Origin of the sequence: Micromonospora cynarisoli (assembly GCF_030518815.1) — a bacterium.
In the GTDB taxonomy this organism is placed as follows: Bacteria; Actinomycetota; Actinomycetes; order Mycobacteriales; family Micromonosporaceae; genus Micromonospora; species Micromonospora wenchangensis.
On record NZ_CP130426.1, the window covers coordinates 193422 to 209546 of the forward strand.

16 protein-coding genes and 1 pseudogene are annotated in these 16125 nt (G+C 69.6%); 6 read left to right on the forward strand and 11 right to left on the reverse strand.

The window, feature by feature from the left end:
* Positions 1 to 4 precede the first annotated feature (4 nt).
* From Q2K16_RS00595 to Q2K16_RS00615, 5 genes are all read right to left on the reverse strand, one after another.
* Positions 5 to 1735, reverse strand: coding sequence for an ABC transporter ATP-binding protein (locus tag Q2K16_RS00595; RefSeq protein WP_302742853.1), 1731 nt, complete (start codon positions 1733 to 1735; stop codon positions 5 to 7).
* Positions 1732 to 3414 carry an ABC transporter ATP-binding protein gene (locus tag Q2K16_RS00600; protein ID WP_302742855.1) on the reverse strand — a complete coding sequence of 561 codons (1683 nt, stop codon included), beginning with the start codon at positions 3412 to 3414 and terminating at the stop codon, positions 1732 to 1734. The genes Q2K16_RS00595 and Q2K16_RS00600 overlap by 4 nt, the downstream gene beginning before the upstream one ends.
* A complete protein-coding gene (locus tag Q2K16_RS00605; protein WP_302742857.1) occupies positions 3411 to 4253 on the reverse strand; it encodes an ABC transporter ATP-binding protein in 843 nt (280 codons plus the stop codon). The genes Q2K16_RS00600 and Q2K16_RS00605 overlap by 4 nt, the downstream gene beginning before the upstream one ends.
* On the reverse strand, positions 4250 to 5257 hold the full coding sequence (locus Q2K16_RS00610; protein WP_302742858.1) for a FecCD family ABC transporter permease: 1008 nt from the start codon (positions 5255 to 5257) through the stop codon (positions 4250 to 4252). The genes Q2K16_RS00605 and Q2K16_RS00610 overlap by 4 nt, the downstream gene beginning before the upstream one ends.
* Before the next feature lie 77 nt (positions 5258 to 5334).
* Complete coding sequence (locus tag Q2K16_RS00615) at positions 5335 to 6414, reverse strand: FecCD family ABC transporter permease (RefSeq protein WP_302742860.1); 1080 nt, start codon at positions 6412 to 6414, stop codon at positions 5335 to 5337.
* Positions 6415 to 6510: 96 nt separating this feature from the next.
* Between Q2K16_RS00615 and Q2K16_RS00620 the strand changes: the two genes are divergently transcribed.
* Positions 6511 to 7554 carry an iron-siderophore ABC transporter substrate-binding protein gene (locus tag Q2K16_RS00620; protein ID WP_302742862.1) on the forward strand — a complete coding sequence of 348 codons (1044 nt, stop codon included), beginning with the start codon at positions 6511 to 6513 and terminating at the stop codon, positions 7552 to 7554.
* Positions 7555 to 7627: 73 nt separating this feature from the next.
* Here the strand turns inward: Q2K16_RS00620 and Q2K16_RS00625 are convergent, their stop codons facing one another.
* Both Q2K16_RS00625 and Q2K16_RS00630 read right to left on the reverse strand, forming a co-directional pair.
* The gene (locus tag Q2K16_RS00625) at positions 7628 to 8155 is read right to left on the reverse strand and encodes a DUF6244 family protein (protein ID WP_302742864.1); all 528 of its coding nucleotides are present in this window, start codon (positions 8153 to 8155) and stop codon (positions 7628 to 7630) included.
* 199 nt (positions 8156 to 8354) lie between these two features.
* Complete coding sequence (locus tag Q2K16_RS00630; protein WP_302742866.1) at positions 8355 to 9290, reverse strand: LysR family transcriptional regulator; 936 nt, start codon at positions 9288 to 9290, stop codon at positions 8355 to 8357.
* A gap of 164 nt (positions 9291 to 9454) precedes the next feature.
* Between Q2K16_RS00630 and Q2K16_RS00635 the strand changes: the two genes are divergently transcribed.
* Positions 9455 to 11104: a CocE/NonD family hydrolase gene (locus Q2K16_RS00635; RefSeq protein ID WP_302742868.1), complete on the forward strand. Its 1650-nt coding sequence runs from the start codon at positions 9455 to 9457 to the stop codon at positions 11102 to 11104.
* 34 nt (positions 11105 to 11138) lie between these two features.
* Entirely contained in the window at positions 11139 to 11882 is a 744-nt protein-coding gene (locus Q2K16_RS00640) for an SDR family oxidoreductase (RefSeq protein WP_302742870.1), read from the forward strand.
* Between the two features lie 153 nt (positions 11883 to 12035).
* On the opposite strand, the gene Q2K16_RS00645 is transcribed toward Q2K16_RS00640, so the two are convergent.
* Together Q2K16_RS00645 and Q2K16_RS00650 are read right to left on the reverse strand one after the other, a co-directional pair.
* Positions 12036 to 13163 carry a cytochrome P450 family protein gene (locus Q2K16_RS00645; protein WP_302742871.1) on the reverse strand — a complete coding sequence of 376 codons (1128 nt, stop codon included), beginning with the start codon at positions 13161 to 13163 and terminating at the stop codon, positions 12036 to 12038.
* 10 nt (positions 13164 to 13173) lie between these two features.
* Complete coding sequence (locus tag Q2K16_RS00650) at positions 13174 to 13680, reverse strand: peptidase inhibitor family I36 protein (RefSeq protein ID WP_302742872.1); 507 nt, start codon at positions 13678 to 13680, stop codon at positions 13174 to 13176.
* 341 nt (positions 13681 to 14021) lie between these two features.
* Here Q2K16_RS00650 and Q2K16_RS00660 point away from each other — a divergent pair, with 341 nt between their 5' ends.
* Positions 14022 to 14399 (forward strand): nuclear transport factor 2 family protein, encoded by a 378-nt coding sequence (locus Q2K16_RS00660; protein WP_302742874.1) that lies wholly within the window; start codon positions 14022 to 14024, stop codon positions 14397 to 14399.
* 94 nt (positions 14400 to 14493) lie between these two features.
* Positions 14494 to 15072: a GNAT family N-acetyltransferase gene (locus Q2K16_RS00665; RefSeq protein WP_302742876.1), complete on the forward strand. Its 579-nt coding sequence runs from the start codon at positions 14494 to 14496 to the stop codon at positions 15070 to 15072.
* Between the two features lie 39 nt (positions 15073 to 15111).
* Here Q2K16_RS00665 and Q2K16_RS00670 read toward each other — a convergent pair whose 3' ends face one another.
* Both Q2K16_RS00670 and Q2K16_RS00675 read right to left on the reverse strand, forming a co-directional pair.
* Positions 15112 to 15657, reverse strand: a complete 546-nt coding sequence (locus tag Q2K16_RS00670; RefSeq protein ID WP_302742878.1) for a flavoprotein — start codon at positions 15655 to 15657, stop codon at positions 15112 to 15114.
* Positions 15654 to 15935 (reverse strand): annotated as a pseudogene (locus tag Q2K16_RS00675) (hypothetical protein); the annotation flags it as partial. The gene Q2K16_RS00670 and the pseudogene Q2K16_RS00675, both read right to left, overlap by 4 nt.
* Between Q2K16_RS00675 and Q2K16_RS00680 the strand changes: the two are divergent.
* Entirely contained in the window at positions 15894 to 16079 is a 186-nt protein-coding gene (locus Q2K16_RS00680) for a hypothetical protein (RefSeq protein ID WP_302742879.1), read from the forward strand. The pseudogene Q2K16_RS00675 and the gene Q2K16_RS00680 sit on opposite strands and share 42 nt — an antisense overlap.
* The last annotated feature ends 46 nt before the right edge of the window (positions 16080 to 16125 follow it).

Consider the following 16125-nt stretch of genomic DNA (forward strand, 5'->3'; position numbering starts at 1 on the left):
GCGCTCAGCGCCGGGTGCGCTGGTCCGACCAGGCCTGCCACAACGTGGCGTACGGGCCACCCCGCTCGACCAGGTCGTCGTGGGTGCCCACCTCGACGATCCGGCCGGCCTCCAGCACCACGATCCGGTCCGCGCTCACCGCCTGGGTGAGTCGGTGCGCCACGATCAGCGCGGTCCGTCCCGCCAGCGCGGCCGTGGCCACCCGTTCGAGCAGGCGGGCTCCGGCGCTCCCGGCTTCTGCGGTGGCCTCGTCGAGGATCGCCATCGGCGGATCGGCCAGGATCAGCCGGGCGAACGCCAACTGCTGTGCCTGCGCTGCGGTGAGGACGTGCCCACCGGCACCGACCTCGGTGTCCAGGCCGTCAGGCAGTTGCCGGACCCAACCCAGCGCGTCCACCGCGGCCAGGGCGGCGATCACCTCGTCGTCGGTGGCGTCCGGGCGGGCCAGCCGTAGGTCGTCGACGAGGGGTCCGGCGAAGACGTGCACCTCCTGGGTGATCAACGCGACCTCGCCGGCCGGCACCACGACGCTGCCCGCGCTGGGGTGATGTACCCCGGCGATCACCTTGGCCAGCGTGGTCTTGCCGGCGCCGCTGCTGCCCACCAGGGCGACGCGCTCGCCCCGGCTGATCGTCAGATCGACGTCGTGCAGCACCTGCCGGTCCGGCCGGTAGGCGAAGTCCAGCCCGCGCACGACGACGGCGTCTGGTCCGTCTGCGGCGACGGCCCGCTGTCGTGGCGGCGGTGTCAGGTCGGCGACCCCGATCAGCCGGTTCAGCCCCGAGGCGGCGGCCTGGGCGTCGTCGACCAGGGCGAGAGCAACGTTGATCGGGCCGAAGAGGCCGTGGAAGTACAGCGCCGCAGCGGTGGCCGTGCCGATGCTCACCAGGTCTCCCCGGACGAGGAAGAACCCGGTGGCGAGAACGGCGGCGAGTCCGGCGAACTCGGCCACGTGCAGCCGGGCGTAGAAGCGGGTCTGTAGGGCGACGCCCCGGAGCAGCAGCTCGACCGCCTGCCGGGACTTGGTGGCGACGCGGTCCCGGTGCGTGTCGGCGGTGCGGAACGCACGGATCGTCGACGCGCCGTCGATGGTGGCGAGCAGGTGGTGTTGCTGGGTGGCGACGGCGACCCGCTGCCGGGCGTAGAGGGGGACGGCCCGGCGGGCGTACCAGCGGACCGTGTGCGCCTGCACCGGTACGGCGATCAGCGCCGCGACCAGGAACCGCCAGTCGAGCACGGCCATGCCGGCCAGGGTGAGCACGATGGTCAGCGCGGCACGGGTGAACTCGGGGACGGCGGTGCGGGCCGCCTCGGCGATCACGGCGACGTCGTTGGTGACCCGGGAGGTCAGGTCACCGGTCCCGGCGCGTTCGACCTGCTCCAACGGCAGGTGCAGTGCCGAGGACACGAACCGCTCGCGCAGGTCGGCCAGCACCCCCTCACCGACCTGCGCCAACAGGGCGACACCGAAACCGACCAGGGCCGCCTCGGCGACCGCGACGGCCACCAGCCCCACCCCGGTGAGGACGACATCGCCGGTGCCGCCTCCGTCGGTGGCCAGGTCGACCACGCGCCCGAGCAGCGGCGGGGTCACCAGACCGGCCGTGGTGCCGGCGATCAGCAGAGCCAGCGCCACGGCCAGCCGGGGTCGCCGTGGTCGTACCAGGGCACGCAGTTGGGCCAGGGTGCGCCGCCCGGTCGCGATCGGCAGCAGCGTCGTCGATTCGGTGGTCATGCGAGCACGGTCTCCCGGTAGGTGTCGTCCTCGGCGACCAGATCGCCGTGCGTGCCGTCGGTGCGGACGGTGCCGTCGTGCACGACGATCACCCGGTCGGTCACCGCGAGCAGCGCCGGGCTGGTGGTCACCAGGATCGTGGTGTGTCCCGCGCGCATCGATCGCAGCCGTCCGGCGATGCGGGCCTCGGTCGCGGCGTCGACCGCGGTGGTGGGCTCGTGCACGACGAGCACCGGCGGTTCACCGGCCAGGGCCCGGGCGAGCGCGATGCGCTGCCGTTGGCCACCGGAGAGTGACCGGGCCCGGTCGTCCAGCACCGTGTCCAGCCCGTGGGGCAGCCCGTCTGTCAACTCGTCGGCGTCGGCGGCGGCCACTGCGGCGTCGACGCTTGCCGGGCGGGCCCGCCCGGCAAGCGAGACGGTGGCTCGGACGCTGTCGTCGAACAGGTCGCTCTGGTGTTCGACGGCCAGCACCACGGCCCGCAGGTCGTCCGGTGCGAGCGTGGTGAGCGCGACGCCGTCCAGTTCGATCACTCCTGCGGCGGGGTCGTGCGCCCGGCCGAGCAGCCGCACCAACTCAGCGGCCTCGGCCGGGTCGGTGGTCACGATCCCGACCAGCTCACCGGGGGCTATCTCCATGTCGATCCCGCGCAGGGGTGGGCTGTCCACCCCCCGCAGCGCGAGCCCGCCCCGCGCGGGTGTGACCGGGCTCGCCACACCGTCGGGCACCGCGACGGGTGTGTCCAGCACGGTGGCGATGCGGCGGGCGGAGGCCCGGCCCTGGGCGATGTCCGCGCCCACCCACCCGAACGTCGACATCGGGCCGACCAGGAACTGCGCCAGACCGAGGGAGGAGATGAGCTGACCGACGCTGATCTGACCGTCGAGTGCCAGGAGACCACCGATGACCGCGACGATCGCCAGGAACACCCCGCTGAGCATGAGCACCAGCCCCTCGTAGGCGGCTTCGGCGCGGGCCGCGCGTACCGTCGCGGCCAGTGCGCTGCGACTGCGCTGCCGGTAGCGGGCGACCGCTGCGGTCTCGGCCCGTAGACCTTTGACCACCCGGAGTCCGCTTACCAGGTCGGCGGCGATGCCGGAGGCATGCGCGCTGTGCTCCTGCTCCGTCTCGCTGCGTTCCTCCAGCGGCTTGCCGAACAGCCTGGTGAGCAGCAGCAGCGGCGGCGTGCCCAGCAACACCACCAGCCCGAGCGGCACCGAGATGGCCAGTAGCAGGGTCGCCGCGAGGAGCAGGCCGACGACGGCGGCCACGCCGGAGACGACAGCGATGGTGACCGCGCCGACCCGGGCCGCGTCGCTGGTAGCGATCGACACCAGTGCACCGGGCAGTCGGTCGGCCTCGGCGCCACCGCGCTCGTGCAGCACCCGCCTGGTCACCCGTAGGCGCAGGTCGTGCGCCGCCTGCTCGGCGGCACGTTCGCCGGTGCGCTCGCCGTACCGGTAGCTGTAACTGAGACCGACGTAGATGGCGGCCAGTACTCCCAACCAGAGGAACAGGCCGTCGACGCCGCCGTCCACCGCCCGGTCGATGATCACACCGATCAGGAACGGTACCGCCGCTTCGCCGGCCTGATGGGCGCAGATCAGCAGGGTGCTCAGCGAGATGAGGCGTCGCTGCCCACCGAGCGCGTCGGCGAGCAGACCGCGACCGCCGGTCACACGGAGACCCGGTCGACCGGGTTCGCCAGCACACTGGCGCGTGCGAGTCGACGCCGTAGCCGTCCGGCCGGCACCACCATCGGGGTTTCCGTCTCCGGATCGGTCATCACCCGACAGGGAATCCCGAACACGGTCTCCACCAGCTCCGCCGTCATCACCTCGGTGGGCGGGCCCTGCGCGAGGACCCGGCCCTCGCACATCACGATCAGCTCGGTGGCGTACCGGCAGGCATGGTTGAGGTCATGCAGGACGGCGACGACCGTCCGGCCCTGCTCGTGCAGGTCGGCGCAGAGGTCCAGCACCTCGAACTGATGGGACAGGTCGAGGAACGTGGTCGGTTCGTCGAGCAGCAGGATCGGCGTCTGCTGGGCCAGTGCCATCGCCAGCCAGACCCGCTGACGCTGGCCGCCGGAGAGTTCGTCGACGAACCGGTCGGCCAGCTCGGTGACCTCGGTCTGGCGCATCGCGTCGGTGACCGCCGCCTCGTCCTGCGGCGACCACTGCCGCAGCAGGCGCTGATGGGCGAAGCGGCCCCGGGCGACCAACTCCTCCACCACGATCCCGCCGGGCGCGACTGACGACTGTGGCAGCATGCCGAGTTGCCGGGCCACCTGCTTGGACGGCTGCGACGCGATGGTCTGACCATCCAGGTAGACGGCACCGGACTGCGGCTTCAACACCCGGGCCAGTGATCGCAGCAACGTCGACTTGCCGCAGGCGTTGGGACCGACGATGACGGTGAACGACCCGTCGGTGATCTGAACGTCGAGGTTCCGGACAACCACCCTCTTGTCGTACGCCAGGGTCAGTGCGTCGGCCCGCAGCCGCGACTCGGTCATCGCTGTGCTCCTTGTCCGCGATGGCGTCGCTCGTGGAAGAGCAACCAGGTCAGGTAGATGCCGCCCAGGGCGGCGGTGACGAGACCGACCGGGGCGTCATTCTCGGGCAGGACCCGTTGCGCAACCCAGTCACTGGCCGTCAACAGGGCGGCGCCCATGAGTGCGGCCGGCAGGATGCCGGCGTTCGGTGACCGGGTGAGTCGGGCTGCCAACGGTGGCGCGGCGAGGGCGACGAACGCGATCGGCCCGGCTGCGGCGGTGGCACCGGCCGCGAGCCCGACGCCGGACAGCGCGAGCACCACCCTGCTGCGTTCGACAGGCACACCGTGCAGCAGCGCGGGCTCGTCACCGAGGGCCAGCATGTCGAGATAGCGGCCGTGGTGCAGCGCGACCGGCAGCAGCACGGCGACGGCGACGGCGACCAGCGTCACCTCGGTCCATCCGGGGCCGTTGACGCTGCCGATCAACCAGATCTGGGCGGCGATCGCCTCGTCCAGTCGGCTGCGGTAGATCAGGAACGAGTTGAACGAGTCGAGGAGCGCGGACACCCCGACGCCCATGAGCACCAGCCGGAACGGTTGCACCCCACGGCGGAACGCGAGCAGGTAGATCGCGGCCGAGGTGACCAGGCAGCCGATGATCGCACCGGCCGCGACCTGGAAGCCGGCACCGTTGAACAGCAGGAGGACGATCAGCGCGCCGGTCGCCGCGCCCACCGTCAAGCCGACGAAGTCGGGACTGCCCAGGGGGTTGCGGGTCAACCCCTGGAAGATGGTGCCGCTCGCCCCCAGGGCGGTGCCGACCAACAGGGTGATCAGCACGCGGGGTAGCCGCAGCTCGTACACGATGAAGTCGGTGCCCGGGTCGCCCTGGCCGACGAGGCTGCGGAGCACGTCGGACGCGGGGATCGGGAAGTCGCCGCTGGAGAGGTTGACCAGCGCGACACCCAGTGCGGTGAACAGCAGCGCGGTGCCGGCGATCAGCGCCCGCAGGTGAACCCGCATCGAGAGCCGGCTGCCCCGGCTACGAATCACCAGCCTGGTGCTGCGTCCGGACGAATGGAGCTTCAGCCCCGGCCCGCTCACAGGGTGCTCAGCCGGCGTCGGCGGCACAGTGCGATGAACAGCGGTGCGCCCAGGAACGCGGTGACCACCCCGACCGGCAGTTCGGCCGGAGCCACCAGGACCCGCCCGATCACATCCGAGACGAGCAGCAGAGTGGGCCCGAGCACCAGCGAGTACGCCAGGATCCAGCGGTGATCCGAGCCGGTGAACATCCGGGCGGCGTAGGGGACGGCGAGGCCGACGAACCAGATCGGCCCGCAGGCGGCGGTCGCGGCACCGCACAACAGGGTGATCGTGACCATGCCCAGCACCCGGATCCGCCCTGGTCGCGCGCCGACCGAGGTCGCCGTGTCGTCACCCATGCTGAGCGCGTTGAGCTGGCGGCCCAGCAGCAGCGCAAGTAGCGTGCCGCCCACCAGGAACGGCGTCAACTGCGTGATCGTGCTGGTCTCCCGGTCGGCGAGCGATCCGACGTCCCAGTGCCGGTACCTGTCGAACGCCTCCCGGTGGGTCACCAGCATCGCCCAGACTCCGGCGCCGAGCACCGCGGTGAGGGAGACCCCGGCGAGTACCTGGCGTTCCGGGGTGGGTGCCCGGCCGGCACCGCCGAGGGCGAAGACGACGGCCGAGGTGAGCCCGGCGCCGGCGATGGCGAACCAGACGTACCCGGTCGCACTCGTCACGCCGAGCAGCGCGATGGCCAGCACCACACCGGTGGAAGCGCCGAGGCTGACCCCGAGCAGCCCGGGTTCGGCCAGCGGGTTGCGGGTGAGCGCCTGCATCACCGTACCGGCCAGGCCCAGGGCTGCGCCCACGCCGATGCCGAGGATCGTCCGGGGCATCCGTAGCTGGTGCACGATCTCCGCGGCGGCGGAGCCGTCGTCGTGCCACAGCACCTGCCAGACCGTGCCGAGGTCGAGCGAGCGGCTGCCGACGGCGATGCTGAGCGCCACGGCGGCGGCGAGGGCGGCGACGCCGAGGACGAGGCCGGCCCAGCGGCGACCGGTGCGCGACAGCGCCTCGCGTGGCCCCGGGTCGGGTGGGATGGTCCGGGGCTCCGGGTAGGTGCCGGTGCCTGAGGTCAACACGTGCTCCATCCGTCCACCCGTTCGCCCTACTCAATTAGGTGAGGCTAACCTACACTCCCGTCCGAGGTCACCACCCCGGGGCCTTGCCGAAAGAAAGGAACAGCCGTGCGGCTTCCTTCACTCCGCCGGAGCGCCACGGTCGCGGCGACCGCGCTCCTCCTTCTCCTCGCGGCCTGCGGCGGTGGGTCGGAGCCGCCGGCCCCGTCGTCCGGTGCCACCGCCACCGATGCCTTCCCGGTCTCGATCGAGCACAAGTTCGGCACCACCACCATCCCGGCCGAGCCCAAGCGGATCGCCGTGGTCGGTCTGGTCGAGCAGGACGCGCTGCTGTCGTTGGGTGTCGTGCCGGTGGCGACCACCGAGTGGTTCGGCGAGAAGCCTGGCGCCATCTGGCCGTGGGCCGAGAGCGCGCTGGGCTCGGCGGCCAAGCCGCAGGTGCTCACCAACACCGACGGCGTCCAGTTCGAGAAGGTGGCGGCCCTCCGGCCGGACCTCATCCTCGGTATCTACTCGGGACTGACGAGCGAGGACTACGCGAAGCTGGCCAAGATCGCGCCGACCGTGGCGCAGCCGAAGAACGCCGTCGACTACGGAGGATCCTGGCAGGACCTCACCCGCACGGTCGGCACCGCCGTCGGCCGCAAGGCGCAGGCGGACAAGGTCGTCGCCGATGTCGAGGCCAAGTTCGCCGCGGTCCGCACCGCGAACCCGGCCTTCGCCGGTACGACCGGCCTGATGGCCACCACCTACGAGGGCTACTACGTGTACGGCCCGCAGGATCCGCGTGGTCGGTTCCTCACCGACCTGGGCTTCACGCTGCCCCCGGGGCTGGCCGAGGTGACCGGCAAGGAGTTCGGCGCGAACCTGAGCCGCGAACGCACCGACATGCTCGACACCGGCGTGCTGATCTGGTTGGTCGAGAACTACGACACCGACCGGGCAAAGGTGCAGGCCGACCCGCTCTACAGCAGGCTGAAGGTCAAGACCGAGGGCCGCGACATCTACCTGGAGAACGAGGAACTCGTCGGTGCCGCGACCTCGTTCATCACCCCGTTGAGCCTGCCGTTCCTGCTGGACAAGCTCGTTCCACAGTTGGCCGCAGCGGTGGACGGCAACCCCACCACAGCGGTGCAGCGAGCCGCCAGCTGACGATCCGGCGGGTTCCGATGGGGCATATCCAGCAGTCGGATATGCCCCATCGGTGGATAACCTTCAGCCCCGGTCAGTTTCCCGCTGATCCCACCCGTTGTGCTTCGGCGATCGCCGCCTCGATGGCCTGCCGTGCACCGCTCGTGCGGGCGACGACCTGCATCAGCACCTGCTTGATGCCGTCCAGGGCCTGTAGCAGCGGTCCGGGTTGTCCGCCCTGGAGGATCGTGGTGACGAGCTGCTGGGTCTCACCGATCTGGGTGATGGCGCCGCCTGCCGCGTCGCGGGCACCACCGACGGCGCTCTGCACGGGCGTCAGGGCGGCGATCGTCTCCTGCGGGGTGGCCTGCTGGGGTACGGCGGCGACGGCCTTCGTCGCCTCACCGATCGACCCCCCGACCCTCCCCAGACCGCCCTGCACCTCCGTCAGGGCGCTACGCACCCGGGCAACTCCTGCGGCGACGGCGAGGAAGCCGGCGCTCGCGGCACGAAACGCCACCTCCTGCGCCTGCCGGTCGGCGGCGGCGGTCAACCCCTGCGCCCGCTCGACGCCGGCCATCAGGGCACGGAGTTCACCGGTGATCTTCTCAATGTGTGACACGTGGGTGACGTCCCCAATCGATGACGGCGAACCGTGCACCTGACGCTACCGAAGACGCTCCAGGGTCACCAGAGACGGCGGCAGGTTCTCCGGGAGGCCCAGGAACCCGCCACGTCTGTGGGCGCGGTCCAGCCGGTGGCTCGGATCCACCCGACCAGGTCCAGGGTGGCCGGCTCGGTCGAGCGCACCACCGATCAGCCTACCCGTCGCCTGCCGGCAGACCACGCTGCGCGAGGGGCGGTGCTGGTTCCGTGACGTGGGTCTGCGCGAGTCTGGTGAAGGCCGCGAGCAGCCGGTTGGTGTCGTTCGCGCGGGTGGCGAGCACGACTCTGCTCGGCTCGATGCCGACGATCGGCATGAGGATGAGATCGGGCCGGAAACCGCCGACGCCCGCGGGGACGATGGCGACTGCCTGCCCGGACGCGACAGCCTCGAACTTGTCCTCGATGTTCTCGACGTGGGCGCCGTCGGGGACGGGATGTCCGTCGGGGCGGGGCTCGACGCGCCAGAAGGCGTGCCACTCGGCCGCGAAGTCCTTGACGCGCAGCATGGGTTCGCCGTCGAGGTCGGCCAGGGTGACGGATGGCCTGCCGGACAGCCGGTGCCCTCGCGGCAGGAGCAGCGCGCGAGGTTCGTCGTAAAGGATGGTCACCCGCAGGCCGTCGGTCGGGAACGGCAGCCTGGTGACCACCGCGTCCGCCCGGTGTTCGAACAGGATGGTCCGCGGGTCGTCCCAGCCGACGTGCTGGACGCGGACGTCGGCGTCCGGGTGGTGCCGGCGTAGCTCACGGACGGCGGAGGTGACGATCAGGCCGGACAGGTAGCCGATGGTGATACGGGTCGGCTGGGCCGCGGCCTGTGTCGTGGTGATCGCCTGGCTCGCGGAGCGCAGCACCTTCTTCCCCAGCGGCAGGAAGACCTCGCCTGCCTGGGTGAGCCGGCTGCCCTGCGGGCCACGGTCGAGCAGGCGTGCGCCGAGCTGACGCTCCAGGCTGCGGATCTGTCGACTCAGCGACGGTTGGGTGGTGCGCAGCACCTCGGCTGCGCGGCCGAAGTGCCGATGCTCGGCGACGACCGTGAAGGCCCACACCAGCCGCAGGTCGAGGTCGACGGAATGTGGTGACGGCTCAGCCATACGCCAAACGTAACCCCACCCGGCCACGGCATTGCCGACAAAAAGCGCCTTGACCTGCATGAATACGTTAACCGTATTACGTGTTGCAAGCTTCTCATTGGACGCACACCGGATCCGGCCCGAACACTTCGTGGGGTGTTCGTTGGTGACGGAAGGTTGAGCAAATGACAGTGGCGAAGCGACCCGGCCTGGCTGCCCGGCTGTACGACCGGGCGACGGCCCGACAGCAGCGCCTGCCCGGGGCACGCTGCGACATCCGCGTGGAACACGGCCTCGCGGTGCCGGCGCGGGACGGGGTCACGTTGGTGACGGACCACTACTTCCCGGTCGGGGAACAGGGCCGGGGAACGGTGCTGATTCGCACGCCGTACGGACGGGGCCTGCCGATCAACGCCGATGCGCGGCTGTTCGCGGGGCAGGGCTACCACGTGGTCGTGCAGAGCTGCCGGGGCACGTTCGGCTCCGGCGGCCGGTTCATGGGGTTGGCCAACGAGATGGACGACGGGCAGGACGCCGTGGCGTGGTTGCGCCAGCAGCCCTGGTTCGACGGGCGACTGGCCACCTACGGCGCTTCCGCCGTCGGCTGGACGCAGTGGGCCCTGCTGATGGATCCGCCGCCGGAGTTGCGTACGTCGATCATCATCGCCGGGATGCACGATGTGGGCCGGTTCGCCTGGCCGGCGGGTGCGATGCGGGTCTACGACCTCCTGACCTGGGCCAGGGCGATCGGCGTCCAGGAGCGGTTCGGGGTGCTGGGGGTCCTGACGGTCTTCTCTCTCGCCGCCAGGCTCAACGCGCCGACCGTGGCGGGGCTGCCGTTCGCCGCGGCAGCCGAGCGATCGCTCAAGGACCGGGCACCGTGGTTCGGGGAGATGTTGTCCCACCCGGACCTGTCCGACCCGTTCTGGGAACCCTACAACGCCTGCGCAGCGCTGGAGAAGGTACAGGTGCCGGTTCGGCTGGCTACCGGCTGGCAGGACGTGATGCTTCCGCAGACCATGCGCCAGTACGAGGTGCTGCGTGAACGCGGGCTCGACGTGTCGCTCACGGTCGGCCCCTGGATCCACCAGGTGACCGTCGTCGGCGGTAACGGCGAACTGGCCGGGGAGAATCTCGACTGGCTCGCCGAGCATCTTGCCGGTGCGCCGGTGACACGCCGACGTCAGGCCGTCCGCTTCCAGGTCACCGGCACCGGCGAATGGCGCGAACACGCGGCCTGGCCACCGCCGGGCACCGAACAGGTGCACTTCCTGCACCCTGGCGGGCTGCTCACCGAAAGCCGGGTCCCGCAGGGCGACTCCTCCTTCGTCTACGACCCCGGCGACCCGACGCCGACCGTCGGCGGGCCACTGCTCGACCGCAGCGCCGGCGTACACGACAACCGCAGCCTGGAACAACGCGCAGACGTCCTGACCTTCACCACCGCGCCGATCGTCGACGAACTGGAGATCATCGGCACGCCGGTCGTCGAACTCGACCACGTCACGGACAACCCGCATGCCGACCTGTTCGTCCGGCTCTGCGACGTCGACCCGAAGGGCCGCTCGCACAACGTCACCGAGGCGTTTCTCCGCCTGGTGCCGACCGACAACGGGCCGGTCCGGCTGGAACTCGATCCCTGCGCGCACCGGCTCGCCCCCGGTCACCGGCTGAGGTTGCAGGTTTCCGGCGGCTCGTTCCCGCACTACCTGCGCAACGAAGGCACCGGCGCACAGCCAGGCACCGGCGTCCGGCTGGCCCCGTGCACCCACACGGTCCACCACGGTCGGTCCCGCGTCATCCTTCCCGTCGCCCAGCCGGTAGCAGGACCGTGACCACCGCCCATCCCCGACGAAGAAGGTGCCAACGATGAGCACGCACGAGGGCAAGACCGTGGTGATCACGGGAGGCGGCAGCGGAATCGGCCTGGCCACCGCGCGGCTGCTGGTGGACGCAGGAGCACGCGTCCTGATCACCGGGCGCGACCACGCGACCTTGGACGCCGCCCGTGATCAGCTCGGCGAGAACGCGACCGCCGTACGCAGTGACGCGGGATCGGTACCGGATATCGCGGCACTGGCCGACCGGGTGAGGGCCGAGTTCGGCACCGTGGACGCCCTGTTCGTCAACGCCGGCATCAACGGCTTCGCCCCGTTCGAGTCGACCAGCGAGAGCCTGTTCGACCAGCTCCTCACCGTCAACGCCAAGGGCCCGTACTTCACGGTGCAGAAGCTCGCCCCGCTCATGTCCGAAGGCAGCGGGGTGGTGCTGACCACGTCCGTCGCGAACGTTCTGGGCCTGCCCACGCTCAGCGCCTACGCGGCCACCAAGGCCGCGGTGCGCTCGATGACGCGCAGCCTGGCACGCGAACTGCTTCCCCGGAAGATCCGCGTCAACGCGGTCAGCCCCGGCCCCATCGACTCCGGCATCCTGGCCAAGTCGATGCCGGCGGAGGCGGCCGAGCAGACGAAAGCGCAGATGGCCGCCGACAACCCGATGCTGCGGATGGGAACGCCTGCTGAAGTCGCCAAGGCGGTGGCGTTCCTCGCCTTCGACGCCACCTACACCACCGGTGCCGAACTCACCGTCGACGGCGGAGGCTCCCAGCTCTGACGAAGCAGGGCAACCACCCGTTCGGCCGTGGAGTCCTACGGCACGTGGGCATCTCGCTCGTTGCCGTGTCCATCGGTCTGCTGTACCGAGCACCTCGGCCTGGATCATTTGGCCTTTTCGGCTTGCGTGATGAGGCTACGGACGGCGTCGCCGCTATTCGGCAGAGTGCAGGTATACGGGCAGCGTGAGGTGGCCATTGGCGAGGAGACCACCGGTGGTGGGTTGGAGATCTTCGGCGCGAATCGCGAGGCGGAGACCAGGGAAACGATCGAAAAGCGCGGGTAGGGAGATGCCGGCTTCCTTCCGCGCCAGGGAGGCGCCGATGCAGAAGTGGGCGCCATGACCGAAGGCCAGGTGCTCCTTGGACGGGCGGGTGACGTCGAACTGGTCAGCGGTGGGACCGTGCAGGTCCGGGTGGCGACCAGCGGCAGCGAAGGAGGTGAGAATCGCGTCACCTTGATGAATGGTCACACCGTTCGCGAGGGTGATGTCCTCGACAGCGAAGCGCATCGGCGAGTAGGCGACGGGAGCTTCGTATCGGAGGGCTTCTTCGATGACGTCGTTCCACCCAGCGCGACCGCTGCGGACGAGGGCGAGTTGATCTGGTCGGGTGAGCAGGGCGGTGATGGCCTGGTCCAGCAGGTTGGCGGTGGTCTCGAACCCGGCGGTGATCACGATTAGGCCCGTGTCGACGAGTTCCTTCTCGGTCATCACGGACCCGTCACCGGCGTCGTCGTGTGCGGCGATCAGCATCGACATCAGGTCGTCGGCGGGTTGGGTTCGCTTGAGCGCGATGATGTCCTGGAGGATTCCGCGCAGCTCTGCGTTGTTGACCCTCTGTTCGTCAATGGTGGAGCTGGTGTCCCAGACCATGTCGACGACGCGACGGAAGGATGAACGCAGGTGTTCGGGCACGCCGAGCAGATGAATGATCACCTGCAACGGCATGGGAAGGGCAAAGCGATCCCGTAGGTCGACGACCTGGCCGGGAGGGATGGTGGCAAGGTCGTCCAGCAGAGCGGCGACGATCTCTTCGATCCGCGGCACCAGGGCGGCGACCCGGCGGGTGCTCAAGGCCGGCATGATCAGACGCCGTAGCCGCTGAAGGTCGGCGCCATAAGCGTTCAGCATGTTGTCCAACGTCACCCACAGCTCCAGCGGCCATTTGCCGACGATCTCGTCGGGAAAGGCCGGCCAGTGCTGACGAGGATCCCGGGAGACGCGGGGATCGGTCAGGAGTTGCTTGAGCAGCTCGTGGTCACTGATCGCCCAAGCCTGCACGCCAAGCAGATCAACAGGGCATGCTAAGCCTCGGGCGTGCAGTTCCGCGTATCACGCCCCTTGTTCCTCTGCTGGACGGGACGGCTCGTCGCGATTTGTCGGTCGGTGTATCAGGGCCCGCGCCGTGGGCTTTCGTGTCAGGTGCCCGGGAGTCAGCTACCCGCCGAGCGTCGTCGCCAGAAGTACCCCGACAGTGTGCCGTGTAGTTGTCGTTGTCCCACAGGACCAGGATGAGGCCGGTGTTGTTCTTCGCCGAGCTGATCTCGTTGTCTCCATTCCATCCATCGATGTCGAACTTGTCGCCCGGGTTCGTCCCTTGGGTGTAGTCCACGTACTTCGAGCCGGTGTAGTTGAAGTCCTCCCACAGGCACACATGATTGCTCGGGCAGGTCGAGTCCATGATCACGACCGCTTTCCCGCCTCCGCCGGGAGGCGCTGCAGCAACCGCGGTCGGATTCTGCGCAGCGATCATGGTCGCGGCGAGCGCAACGAACAGCACGGCCAATCTTCGTCTCATCCCAGCCTCCGTCGGACGAACGGAACAACGTCCTACCAGGGTCGGTCTGAGGGTGTCGTTATGCGGCCTGCTCTCCAGGGTGCGGGTTTCTGACCGCTCGTAGTCGATGGGCGATCGCCAGTCGCAGACGGAGTGCCGGCGATGGCGGTGGACGTACTCGACCTTGAGGGTGGAGAAGGTGGCCTCGGCGACGGCGTTGTCGAAGCATGACCCGACCCGTCCCATGGACTGGCGTAGTGCTCGGTTCCCGCCATGTCTGTGATGCTGTCTCCGGGATGCTTCACCTGGTCGGGAGGCGGTTCGCGGGCGAGCGCGCGTGATGCGGCTGGTATTACTGGGGTATGCAGGAAGAGATTGCTCGCTCCGCGATCGACAGGTTCATCTCGGCGTTCAACGCTTCGGATGACAGCGAGGTGACCGCTCTGCTTTCCCGGGCTCTGACCTCGGACGTGGTCTTCTGGGGGCCGTTGGGTCGTAGTGAGGGAATCGCGGCGGTCGAGCGGTTCGTGTTGGACATGCGGCGTCATCCGGCGGGGGCCGGCACGATGGTGCGCTGCTCGGCGGTGGACATGCCCGACGAGTGGGCCCGGTACCGGTGGGTCTTCACCACGCCGGATGGAGGTCCCCGCCTGGCGGGAACGGACGTCGTCCATCTGCGGCGGAGCCTCATCGACCAGTTCATCGTCTTCGCGGGGGAGATCGAACCGTCCGTCTCCTGAGTGCTGACGGCATCCCGGCGACCGCCCTTGCGCAGGGTAGTTCCCGTGGCACGGGGAGGGGCGGGGCGTGGGGGCGTCCGTAGGGTGGTTGGGTGTGAGCGATGTGACGTATGCCGGGCTTGGTGCGGAAGCTGCCGCTGGGTTGATGGGTGAGCTGTGTGAGGTCTACGCGGATGCGTACGGGCAGGTGCCTGGCGAGGATGCGACGGTCAAGGTCGATGCGTTTCGGGGGCGGGCGACGGCGGCGTTGGGTGCGCGGAACTACGAGCTGGTCACCGCGCGGGCGGGGGATGAGCTGGTGGGGTTCGTGTTCGGGTACAGCCTGCGGCAGGACCGGGACTGGTTCGCGGGGCTTCAGCCGCCCCCGGAGGAGGGGTTCACCGACGAGCGGGGTGGCGATCGCACGGTGGTGCTGGCCGAGATCGAGGTGCGTAAGGCGTGGCAGGGTCGGGGGATCGGGCGTGGCCTGCACGATTCGTTCCTGAGGGGACGGCGCGAGGAACGCGCGACGCTGTCGGCCAACCCTGCCGCGACCGGTACTCATGCGCTCTATGAGGGGTGGGGCTGGCAGCGGTCGGCACGGTTCCTGGGCGGCCGGGTGCTTACTACCGGGAGTACGTCAAGTTCGTGCGTTCTCTGCGTTAGTTGGTGGGCTGTGAGCGGTAGGTGTTGATCGCCTGGTCCGCACGTTCGCCATGGCGTTCCTCATCGATTAGGCGGCGTGCCGGGCTGCGATCTCGAATGCGGTGGTCCAGGGGAATGTGAGCCGGCGGTCGTTGCCGGTGCCGGGTGGGTGTGGTTCCCAGTCGTGTTCGGGTCCGAGGAGGATGTGTATTCCTTCGTTGCGGAGGTAGGCGACGGCGTGGCGGTAGGGGTGTCGGGTGGCGAGGGCGGTGTTGACGAAGGGGACGATGACGGTGGGTACGTGTCGTCCGATGAGTTCGGCGATGGTGGTCATGGCGTAGTTGTCGGCGAGGCCGAGGGCGATCTTGTTGATCGAGTTGTAGGTGGCGGGTGCGATGATCAGTGCGTCGGCGGTGGGTAGCGAGCGGCGGGTACCCGGGGACGTCCGGTAGTCGGATCGCACGGGTGTCCCGGTCAGTTCTTCGATGGCGGGGATGTCGATGAAGCTGGTCGCGTGGGGTGTGGCGGTGACCGCTGTGGTCCAGGCTCGTTGGTGTGCGGTGTTGATGAGGGTGGTGACGTCGGGGGCGGGGCCGGCGGCGCAGACGACGATCTGGAGGTGCCCTGCGGTCATTGGGGGATCCCGGCGGTTTGGGTGAAGTCGACGGCGGCGGCGCGTACCGGGCCGGTGGCGAGGTGGGCGAGGTCGTTGGTGAGGCGGTGGGCTGCTGGGCGGCAGCGGATCTCTTCGGGTGCGATCTCGTATGCGGTGCGGAGGGCGTTGAGGCCCTGTTCGTGGTGTCCCCACTGCGTGTAGTCGCGGGCCACGTCGGCGTTAGTGTCCATGAGGTCGCTGCCTATCCTGTCGGGGTGGCTGATCTTGTCGATACCGCTCGGGATGTTGCGCGGTACCTGTTGGAGAGGTCGTTGCCTCGCCGGTGGCGTCACGTCCAGGCGGTGGCTGCCAAGGCGGGTCGGGTCAGCGTGGCGGTTCCGGTGGAGGATCGTGCGGTGCTCGTGGCGTCGGCGTGGCTGCACGATGTCGGCTTGAAGTGACCCCTTGAGGCTGGACACCTCTTGACTTGGCATCCTGCCGAGGAGG

Excerpts from the sequence above, each read along its gene's own strand:
- Q2K16_RS00615 (WP_302742860.1), bottom strand. The coding sequence starts at position 6,414 with ATGGAGCACGTGTTGACCTCAGGCACCGGCACCTACCCGGAGCCCCGG.
- Q2K16_RS00660 (WP_302742874.1), top strand. The coding sequence starts at position 14,022 with ATGCAGGAAGAGATTGCTCGCTCCGCGATCGACAGGTTCATCTCGGCG.
- Q2K16_RS00595 (WP_302742853.1), bottom strand. The coding sequence starts at position 1,735 with ATGACCACCGAATCGACGACGCTGCTGCCGATCGCGACCGGGCGGCGC.
- Q2K16_RS00605 (WP_302742857.1), bottom strand. The coding sequence starts at position 4,253 with ATGACCGAGTCGCGGCTGCGGGCCGACGCACTGACCCTGGCGTACGAC.
- Q2K16_RS00635 (WP_302742868.1), top strand. The coding sequence starts at position 9,455 with ATGACAGTGGCGAAGCGACCCGGCCTGGCTGCCCGGCTGTACGACCGG.
- Q2K16_RS00630 (WP_302742866.1), bottom strand. The coding sequence starts at position 9,290 with ATGGCTGAGCCGTCACCACATTCCGTCGACCTCGACCTGCGGCTGGTG.
- Q2K16_RS00650 (WP_302742872.1), bottom strand. The coding sequence starts at position 13,680 with ATGAGACGAAGATTGGCCGTGCTGTTCGTTGCGCTCGCCGCGACCATG.
- Q2K16_RS00670 (WP_302742878.1), bottom strand. The coding sequence starts at position 15,657 with ATGACCGCAGGGCACCTCCAGATCGTCGTCTGCGCCGCCGGCCCCGCC.
- Q2K16_RS00640 (WP_302742870.1), top strand. The coding sequence starts at position 11,139 with ATGAGCACGCACGAGGGCAAGACCGTGGTGATCACGGGAGGCGGCAGC.
- Q2K16_RS00610 (WP_302742858.1), bottom strand. The coding sequence starts at position 5,257 with ATGCGGGTTCACCTGCGGGCGCTGATCGCCGGCACCGCGCTGCTGTTC.